Annotated in this window: 8 protein-coding genes and 2 tRNA genes; 8 read left to right on the top strand and 2 right to left on the bottom strand. The window is 67.3% G+C overall.

Annotation, left to right across the window (positions count from 1 at the left end; all coding sequences use genetic code 11):
- Together G6016_RS08305 and gyrB are read left to right on the top strand one after the other, a co-directional pair.
- On the top strand, positions 1–235 hold a 235-nt coding region (locus G6016_RS08305), incomplete at its 5' end, for a DciA family protein (protein WP_182632195.1).
- 100 nt (positions 236–335) lie between these two features.
- Positions 336–2480: a DNA topoisomerase (ATP-hydrolyzing) subunit B gene (gyrB, locus tag G6016_RS08310; protein ID WP_182632196.1), complete on the top strand. Its 2145-nt coding sequence runs from the start codon at positions 336–338 to the stop codon at positions 2478–2480.
- Between the two features lie 107 nt (positions 2481–2587).
- Here the strand turns inward: gyrB and G6016_RS08315 are convergent, their stop codons facing one another.
- Together G6016_RS08315 and G6016_RS08320 are read right to left on the bottom strand one after the other, a co-directional pair.
- Positions 2588–2821: a helix-turn-helix domain-containing protein gene (locus tag G6016_RS08315; protein ID WP_182632197.1), complete on the bottom strand. Its 234-nt coding sequence runs from the start codon at positions 2819–2821 to the stop codon at positions 2588–2590.
- A complete protein-coding gene (locus G6016_RS08320; protein WP_182632198.1) occupies positions 2821–3468 on the bottom strand; it encodes a hypothetical protein in 648 nt (215 codons plus the stop codon). The genes G6016_RS08315 and G6016_RS08320 overlap by 1 nt, the downstream gene beginning before the upstream one ends.
- A 124-nt stretch (positions 3469–3592) precedes the next feature.
- On the opposite strand from G6016_RS08320, the gene G6016_RS08325 reads away from it, so the two are divergent.
- The 6 genes from G6016_RS08325 (at position 3593) to G6016_RS08350 (ending at position 9245) form a co-directional block, all read left to right on the top strand.
- On the top strand, positions 3593–4099 hold the full coding sequence (locus G6016_RS08325) for a hypothetical protein (RefSeq protein ID WP_182632199.1): 507 nt from the start codon (positions 3593–3595) through the stop codon (positions 4097–4099).
- 197 nt (positions 4100–4296) lie between these two features.
- Entirely contained in the window at positions 4297–6825 is a 2529-nt protein-coding gene (gyrA, locus tag G6016_RS08330) for a DNA gyrase subunit A (protein WP_182632200.1), read from the top strand.
- Between the two features lie 3 nt (positions 6826–6828).
- Positions 6829–7542 (top strand): DUF3566 domain-containing protein, encoded by a 714-nt coding sequence (locus G6016_RS08335; protein ID WP_182632201.1) that lies wholly within the window; start codon positions 6829–6831, stop codon positions 7540–7542.
- A 123-nt stretch (positions 7543–7665) separates the two neighbouring features.
- Positions 7666–7739, top strand: a tRNA-Ile gene (locus tag G6016_RS08340).
- Between the two features lie 83 nt (positions 7740–7822).
- Positions 7823–7895 (top strand) — tRNA-Ala (locus tag G6016_RS08345).
- Between the two features lie 141 nt (positions 7896–8036).
- Entirely contained in the window at positions 8037–9245 is a 1209-nt protein-coding gene (locus G6016_RS08350; RefSeq protein WP_182632202.1) for an MFS transporter, read from the top strand.
- The last annotated feature ends 72 nt before the right edge of the window (positions 9246–9317 follow it).

The following is a 9317-nucleotide window of genomic DNA, read 5'->3' on the forward strand; positions in this document are numbered from 1 at the left end:
CTCGGCGCACGCGACGCCCGAGCGATTGGAGGAGGGGATTCTCTACGTGCGGGCCTCGAGCACGGCGTGGGCGACGCAGCTGCGGTTGATGTCCGCGGACATCCTGCGCAAGATCGCGGCGGCGCTCGGCCCCGGCAACGTGCGGCGGCTGAAGATCGAGGGCCCGGAGAAGCCGAGCTGGCGAAAGGGGCCGCTACACGTGTCGGGGCGGGGGCCACGGGACACGTACGGATAAACCGCGAACGAACGGACTGGGCGTGCCAGGAGTCCGTCTTGTGGTTCCCGCAGGTAGACTGGCCAGGTCCCAGACCCGACGAGACGCGAGGAGTTCGCACGTGGCGGACGCCAAGAGCACTTCCGACAGCAACGGCTCCAAGGATTACGGTGCATCATCGATCACCGTCCTCGAGGGGCTCGAGGCCGTCCGGATGCGTCCGGGCATGTACATCGGCTCCACCGGCCCGCGGGGTCTGCACCACCTGATCTGGGAGGTCGTGGACAACTCGATCGATGAGGCCATGGCCGGGCACGCCACGGGCGTGCAGGTCACGCTGCTCGAGGACGGCGGCATCGAGGTCATCGATGACGGCCGCGGTATTCCCGTCGAGATGCACGAGCAGGGCATGCCGACCGTCCAGGTGGTCATGACCCAGCTGCACGCGGGCGGCAAGTTCGACTCGGACTCGTACGCGGTCTCCGGTGGTCTGCACGGCGTCGGCATCTCCGTGGTCAACGCACTGTCGACCCGCGTCGAGGTGCAGATCAAGCGCGATGGTCGCCTGTGGCTGCAGGACTTCGACATGGCGGTCCCGGCCGAGCTGGTCGACTCCGGCCCCGCCGAGGGCACCGGCACGCGCGTCCGGTTCTGGGCTGACCCGACGATCTTCGAATCGACGGAGTACGACTTCGATGTGGTGGCCCGCCGTCTGCAGGAGATGGCGTTCCTCAACAAGGGTCTGACCATCACGCTGATCGACCGGCGCGCGGTGGCCGAGCAGGCCGCTGAGCTCGATGCGATCGCGGACAGTGAGGGTGGCCACGACGGCGGCCCGGGCTCGGACGAGGGCTCGGATGTCGACGGCGCGGTTGACGCCGAGAAGGCGTTCACCGAGGGCGCCGATGACGCGGCAGCCGATGCCGATTCCGGCGAGAAGGCCGAGGCCCCGGCCGGGTCGGCCAAGGGGCGCGAGCGCAAGCGCACCTTCCACTACCCGGACGGTCTGAAGGACTACGTCACCGCGATCAACAAGTCCAAGACCGCGATCCACCCGACGATCCTCTACTTCGAGGGCAAGGGAACCGGCCACGAGGTCGAGGTCGCGATGCAGTGGAACTCCGGCTACTCGGAGTCCGTCCACACCTTCGCCAACACCATCAACACCCATGAGGGCGGCACCCACGAGGAGGGCTTCCGTGCGGCGCTGACCTCCCTGGTCAACAAGTACGCGCGCGAGAAGAAGCTGCTCAAGGAGAAGGACCCCAACCTCACCGGTGATGACATCCGTGAGGGCCTCGCCGCGGTGATCTCCGCCAAGATCGGCGATCCGCAGTTCGAGGGCCAGACCAAGACCAAGCTCGGCAACACCGAGGTCAAGGGATTCGTCCAGCGCCAGGTGTCCGATCACGTGGGGCACTGGTTCGAGGCCAATCCGGCCGAGGCCAAGACGATCGTCAACAAGGCCATCGCCTCCAGCCAGGCCCGGGTGGCCGCGCGCAAGGCCCGCGAGATGGTGCGCCGCAAGTCCGCCACGGACATCGGCGGCCTGCCCGGCAAGCTCGCGGACTGCCGCTCCAAGGATCCGTCCAAGTCCGAGCTGTACATCGTGGAGGGCGACTCCGCCGGCGGCTCGGCCAAGTCGGGCCGCGACTCGATGTTCCAGGCGATCCTGCCGCTGCGCGGAAAGATCATCAACGTCGAGAAGTCGCGGATCGACAAGGTCCTCAAGAACGCCGAGGTCCAGGCCATCATCACGGCCCTGGGCACCGGCATCCACGAGGAATTCGACATCGACAAGCTGCGCTATCACAAGATCGTGCTCATGGCCGACGCCGACGTGGACGGCCAGCACATCTCGACCCTGCTGCTGACGCTGATCTTCCGGTTCATGAAGCCGCTGGTCGAGAACGGGTACGTCTACCTGGCCCAGCCGCCGCTGTACAAGCTCAAGTGGGGCAAGGGCGAGCCGGACTTCGCGTACTCGGACCGTGAGCGCGACGAACTGCTCAAGATAGGCCTGGAGAACAAGCGCAAGATCAACGTCGATGACGGCATCCAGCGCTACAAGGGTCTCGGCGAGATGAACCCCAAGGAGCTGTGGGAGACCACCATGGATCCGACGGTCCGTACGCTCCGCCAGGTCACGCTCGACGACGCGGCCGCGGCCGACGAGTTGTTCTCGATCCTCATGGGCGAGGACGTCGACGCCCGCCGCAGCTTCATCACCCGCAACGCCCGCGACGTGCGCTTCCTGGACGTCTGATAACCAGGCGCATCCGGTTCGACGCCGTCCGGACGACAACAGTCGCGAAACCCGCTGAGGTTTCGCGACTGTTGTCGTTCACGCTCGGTGTACTTCTTACTGGCCACCTACTTCGGTGAGGCCGCGGGACCGACGGAGAACAGGTCTCCCGGTGTGCAGTCCAGTTCGCGACACAGTGCCATGAGTGTGGAGAATCGAATCGCCTTGGCCCGGTCGTTCTTGAGGACCGAGAGGTTGACGACGGTGATGCCGACGCGCTCGGCGAGCGCGGACAGGGTTATTCCGCGCTCGTCGAGCAGGCGGTCGAGGTGGCAGTGCACCGCGAGATCGCCGTCGGACATCAGATCAGCCCCTCGGAGTCGGTGCGGGCGACGAACTCGCTGCGGGCGAGAGCCATGACCAGGGCCAGGCCGAGTCCGACCAGCGGGAACGCGGTGGTCATGGGGTTGTCCCAGGTTCGGCCATCCGAGCACGACTCGTAGATCGCCTGGCAGGCGTGGACGCCGGCGGAGGTGACGATGTTCGTGGCGATCAGGCCGACGATGCCGGCGATGATGACGGCGGCCATGGCGCTGACCTTGGTGCGGTTGGTCAGGGTCCGTCCGGGGCGGAGCCGGCGCAGGACGAGGTCGACGATGATCACCATGATCAATACGACGACGAACTGCATGATGGTTCCGATGGTGAGCGTCATCTTCGCGGAGTCGCCGAGAGCCTCCACCGGGATGTCGGCCGCCAGACCCGTGATCTCGACGCCCTCCGGGCCCGTCACCTCATCCGGTCGCGACATCGTGAGCGACACCCGACCGCTGGTGGCCAGGGCGATAAAGGTGCTGATCATGGGTGCGATCACCCAGATGCCCACGAGAACAGCGATCGCTAATACCCAGTTGTAGATCGCGCGGCGATCCTTGTCTGCAGCGGGCGCACCGGTAGTTGTGCCGCCTGTGGCCGGGCGGTTGTTGGAAGACTTGTCGTTGGTCGACATTGTCACTCCTTATCGATCATCGTTGGTATCGAAGAACGATAACAACGATAAACGATATGCCAATGGTGTCAACCCCTGGTCGATATCCACCCGGCTCGGCGGCCAACGGGCCTAGGGTTCATCTATGGATGACATGCATCTCTGCCGCCCGGTGACGCGTCGGCTCATGCGCGCGGCCACCACAGCGGTGCTCGCGCTGACTTTCGGCGCGGGAGGGGCGGCGTTCACTCCCGCGCAGGCGCAGGCCCAGGTCTCGGATGTCGTCATTGGCAGCGTGGGCTCGGTGGGAACGTTGTCCGCGGGATCACCCGTCACTGAGGTGCCTGCGCACAACCCGGCCACGGGTCCCTGGCCGGTCACGGATTTCATCACCCCGGAGAACCCGGTGTTCTGGAACCCGGCCGTGGCAACGAACCGGCTGGTCTCGCCGTTCGGGCTGACGACGCCGGTGCAGTGCACCGCATTCCACGGGGTCCTGTTGGAGTGTTTCCAGGAGGACCGTGAGGGAGCGCACCACAAGCTCGTCAGGCTGGCGTCGAATCTCCCCAACGTCAGTGGGTCGTTGCAGCCCGGCGGTGGACCGGGCACGTTCGTCTACGCCGACCCGGCCGGCTGGGGTGTCGGTAGCTGAGGCGAAGGCCGTGTTGCGTGGGCGCGGGCTTGGTGGGGCGCAGGAGTGCCACGTCGGATCAGCCAGGCCGGATCCGGACGAGGATATAGAGGACAAGCCGCGTGCCAGTACCAGCAGTTTCCGCAGGACCTATAGACTGTCGTGGTCGGAAGTAGTGCGCTGATCACTGCTTTCCGAGCCGGACAGAAGAGGAGCCCATGACGGATACGACGTTGCCGCCTGACGCCGGGGGACACGACCGGATCGAGCCGGTCGACATCCAGGCCGAGATGCAGAGAAGCTACATCGACTACTCGATGAGCGTCATCGTCGGGCGAGCGTTGCCGGACGTGCGGGACGGGCTCAAGCCCGTGCACCGCCGCATCCTCTACGCGATGTGGGATAACGGCTACCGGCCGGACCGCAGTTACGTGAAGTCGGCCAAGCCTGTCGCCGACACCATGGGTAACTACCACCCGCACGGCGACTCGGCGATTTACGACACCCTGGTGCGCCTCGCGCAGCCGTGGGCGATGCGGTATCCGATGGTCGACGGCCAGGGCAACTTCGGTTCCCGCGGCAACGACGGCGCGGCCGCCATGCGTTACACCGAGTGCAAGATGACCCCGCTCGCCATGGAGATGGTGCGGGACATCGAGAAGAACACGGTCGACTTCCAGCCGAACTACGACGGCAAGACCTCCGAGCCGGTCGTTCTCCCGTCGCGCGTACCGAACCTGCTGATCAACGGCTCGAGCGGCATCGCCGTGGGCATGGCCACCAAGATGCCCCCGCACAACCTGCGGGAGGTCGCCGAGGCCGTCTACTGGATGCTCGACAATCCCGAGGCGACTGACGAGGAATCCCTTGAGGCGTGCATGGAGCGCATCAAGGGGCCGGACTTCCCGACCGCCGGCTTCATCGTGGGCGACCAAGGCATCAAGGACGCCTACCGCACCGGTCGCGGCTCGATCCGCATGCGCGGCAAGACCTCCATCGAGGAGGAGGGCAACCGGACGGTCATCGTCATCACGGAACTGCCCTACGAGGTCAACCCGGACAACATGATCCTGTCGATCGCCGAGCAGCTGCGCGACGGCAAGATCGCCGGAATCTCCAAGATCGACGACGAGTCCTCGGACCGCGTCGGCCTGCGCATCGTCATCACGCTCAAGCGTGACGCGGTCGCGAAGGTGGTCCTGAACAACCTCTACAAGCACTCGCAGCTGCAGACGTCGTTCGGCGCCAACATGCTGTCGATCGTCGACGGCGTCCCGCGCACCCTGCCGATCGACCAGCTGGTCCGCCTGTACGTGACGCACCAGATCGAAGTGATCGTCCGTCGCACCCAGTACCTGCTGGACGAGGCCGAGAAGCGGGCCCACATCCTGCGCGGACTGGTCAAGGCACTCGACGCGCTGGACGAGGTCATCGCCCTCATCCGCCGGTCGGAGACCGTCGACATCGCGCGCCAGGGCCTCAAGGACCTCCTGGACATCGACGATGACCAGGCACAGGCGATCCTCGACATGCAGCTCCGTCGCCTCGCGGCGCTCGAACGGCAGAAGATCATCGACCAGCTCGCCGCGATCGAGCTCGAGATCGCGGACTACAAGGACATCCTCGCCCGCCCCGAGCGTCAGCGCTCGATCGTCGGCGACGAGCTCCGCGAGATCGTCGAGAAGTACGGCGACGACCGTCGCACGGTCATCATCCCCGCCGACGGCGACGTGCGCGATGAGGACCTCATCGCCCGCGAGGACGTGGTGGTCACCATCACCGAGACCGGCTACGCCAAGCGGACCCGAACCGACCTCTATCGCGCCCAGAAGCGCGGCGGCAAGGGAGTGCGCGGCGCAGAGTTGAAACAGGACGACATCGTGCGTCACTTCTTCGTCTCCTCCACGCACGACTGGCTGCTGTTCTTCACCACCAAGGGCCGCGTCTACCGGATCAAGGCGTACGAGCTGCCCGAGGCCAACCGCACCGCACGCGGCCAGCACGTGGCCAACCTCCTGGCATTCCAGCCGGAGGAGCGGATCGCCGGCGTCATCCGGATCAAGGGCTACCAGGACGCGCCCTACCTGGTCCTGGCCACCCGCAACGGCCTGGTCAAGAAGTCGAAGCTCGAGGATTACGACTCCCCGCGCTCGGGCGGTCTCATCGCCGTCAACCTGCGCGACGGGGACGAGCTGGTGGGCGCCGCGCTCGCCGGACCGGACGACGACCTGCTGCTGGTCTCCGAGAAGGGCCAGTCGATCCGCTTCCACGCCAACGACGACACGCTGCGCCCGATGGGACGCGCCACCTCGGGCGTCATGGGCATGCGGTTCAACGACGGGGACGCACTGCTGAGCATGTCCGTCGTGCGCGCCGACACCTCGGACCAGGAGAAGTACTTCCTGCTCGTGGCCACCGAGCGCGGCTACTCCAAGCGCACCGCACTGAGCGAGTACACCGCACAGGGCCGCGGCGGCAAGGGCGTCCTCACGCTCATGTTCGACCCCAAGCGCGGCAAGCTCGTGGGTGCGACGATCGTGGAACTGCAGGACGAGCTGTACGCCATCACCTCCAGCGGTGGCGTGATCCGCACGTTCGCCAAGCAGGTCCGCAAGGCGGGACGCCAGACCAAGGGCGTGCGCCTGATGAACCTGGCCGAGAACGATGCGCTGCTGGCGATCGCCCGCAACGCGGACGAGCCCGACGAAGAGGACCGGTCCGAGGCCGAGTCCGTCGAGGAGGCGTAAGCCATGACCGAGCCGACCGATCCGGCCGCCGGAGGACCCACACCGAAGGGTTCCGCCCCGGCGCCCGGATATGGCACCACCGGGCAGGCCTCACAGGCGGGGTCGACGGACTCGGGGTTGTCGTCGTCGTCATATAGTTCCTCGACTCCCTCCGGCGCGGACACCGACAGCTCCACGTCGGGCACCGCGGCGAGCACGTCGGCCACCGACGGTTCCACCGCGGGTGAGACGGCGACCACCGCGTTCCCCGCCGCGTCGCAGCACCGCGCCGAGGGCTCCTCTGGAGGGGTCTCCACGGCGCACTCCGGAGGCGCCGCCGGCCGGGCCGCCCCGATCGTCTCGCCCACTCAGCGGCGCGGGCCGCTCGAGTCGACCCTCGTGCTGCGCCGCATCGATCCCTGGTCGGCGTTCACCACGGTGCTGGGCGTGATGTTCGCGCTCTACCTGGTGTGGATGGTCGCGATCGGCGTGACGTATCTGCTGCTGTCCGGCATGGGCGTCTGGGACCGGCTCGGCGGGCTGCTGTCCGGCGTCGCGGGGGATGAGTCGGCGTCCGTGATCGGGCCGTCGACGATCTTCCTCTACAGCGGTGGAGTCGGCCTGCTCAACGTGCTGCTGCTGTCGATCCTGGCGACGCTCGCGGTGTTCATCTACAACCTCGCGGCCGGTCTGACGGGCGGCGGCGTCCAGGTGACGCTCAGCGACCGACGGAACTGATCGCCGGATCCGGTGGCGACGCGCCGCCGGACGTGCCGCCTCGCAATTCGGTTGAAACCGCGCAGGTCAGCGGTCGATTTGGGATTGCGAACGGGTGTCGGGTAGATTAATCCATCGGTACGAGGGCCTATAGCTCAGGTGGTTAGAGCGCCAAACTGATAATTTGGAGGTCGGAGGTTCAAGTCCTCCTAGGCCCACTCCGACAGGCAGACGCCGGATCCGCAGTGCCGGGTCCGGCGTTTATGCTTGGAGGTGCGCGTCGGCCTAGCGGACGACGCACGGGGCCTTAGCTCAGTTGGTAGAGCGCTGCCTTTGCAAGGCAGATGTCAGGGGTTCGAATCCCCTAGGCTCCACAGAAGTAGTAACTGCTCGCGGAGATGACGCGAGTGCGCATTCTGGCCCGGCCTGAGAGAGCAGCGCGGCCGAACCCGGTGGGGGAGGGCGTCCCACACCCGTCCCGGGCACCGGACAATTCGCGGGTAGCGTCGGTCGTCATGAAGACTCGGCCCGGCTCATGGACGCCGTTCATCGTGATCGCCGCGGTGGTCCTGGTCGCGCTGATGTCCAGTGCCACCCCGACGCCCCTGTATGTGGATTACCAGGAACTCTGGGGCACCAGCGGCACGACCATCACGATCGTCTACGCGGTGTACTGCATCGCCGTCCTCATCCCGCTGCTTTTCCTCGGCCGCCTGTCCGATGCGGTCGGCCGCCGGCCCGTCATCCTGGCCGGCCTGGCGCTGCTCACCGTCAGCGTGGGCATGCTCGCCCTGGCGCCCAATGTGGGATCGCTCATCGCCGCGCGCATCTTGCAGGGCATCTCGGTCGGCCTCATCACCGGGCCGGCGGCCGCGGCCCTGATCGAGCTCCATCCGCGCCGCGATGCCCGGGTCGGCGCGCTGACCAACAGCTCCACCACGAATTTCGGCATCGCCGGTGGCGTTCTCCTCGCCGGGCTGGTGGCCACGTTGTCGTCGTCGCCCCTGGTTTTTCCTTTCGCCATCATCGGGACGGCGACGGTCGCGCTCTTCGGCGCGGTTCTGGCGCTGGTCCCCGAGACATCGGGAGGCGGGTCCACCGTCCGGGAGGCGCTGCGCGTGCGGCCCCCGACGGTGCCTGCGAGTATGCGCGGGGCGTTCGCCCTGGCCGCGGTGTGCGTCGCGGTGTCGTGGTCGGTCGGCGGCGTCTTCCTCGGGCTCGGCGGTGCGATCTCGCGCGACCTCCTGGGGCGGTCGGACTACATCGTCACCGGACTCGTGGTGGCCTCGCTCCAGGCCGCCGCCGGCGTGGCGCAGCTGGTGTGGAACCTTCGGTTCGGTCCTGACGACTGGCGGCGCGGGATGACCGTCGGTGTGTTGCTCATGCTGCCGGGGCTCGTCGTGGCGTCGGTGTCCCTCGAGACTCGGTCGGTGCCCGGTTTCCTCGCCGCCGCCGCCCTCGCGGGGCTGGGGATGGGCCTGCTGTTCCTCATCGGGACCACGCTGGTCGCCCGGAGCGCGCCCGGCGAGTTGCGCGGGCAGGTGTTCGCGGCGCTGTACCTGGTGGCCTACACCTCGCTCGGGCTCCCGGCGGTGCTGGCGGCGCTGGTCGCGGAGCAGATCGGGCTCATCCCGGCGTATCACCTGCTCGCGGCGGTCGCCGCGGTGGTCGCGGCGATCTCACTCGGCGTGGTGCTGCGGGGCCGGGGCGCTGTGGAGCAGTAGTGGCCGGTGGAAGGTGGCGTGCGGCCGGCTGTCCAGCCCTCAGCTGCTCAGCGCCTGCGCGGCGGCCACCAC

This window comes from Dietzia aerolata (genome assembly GCF_014144865.1).
Taxonomy (GTDB): Bacteria; Actinomycetota; Actinomycetes; order Mycobacteriales; family Mycobacteriaceae; genus Dietzia; species Dietzia aerolata.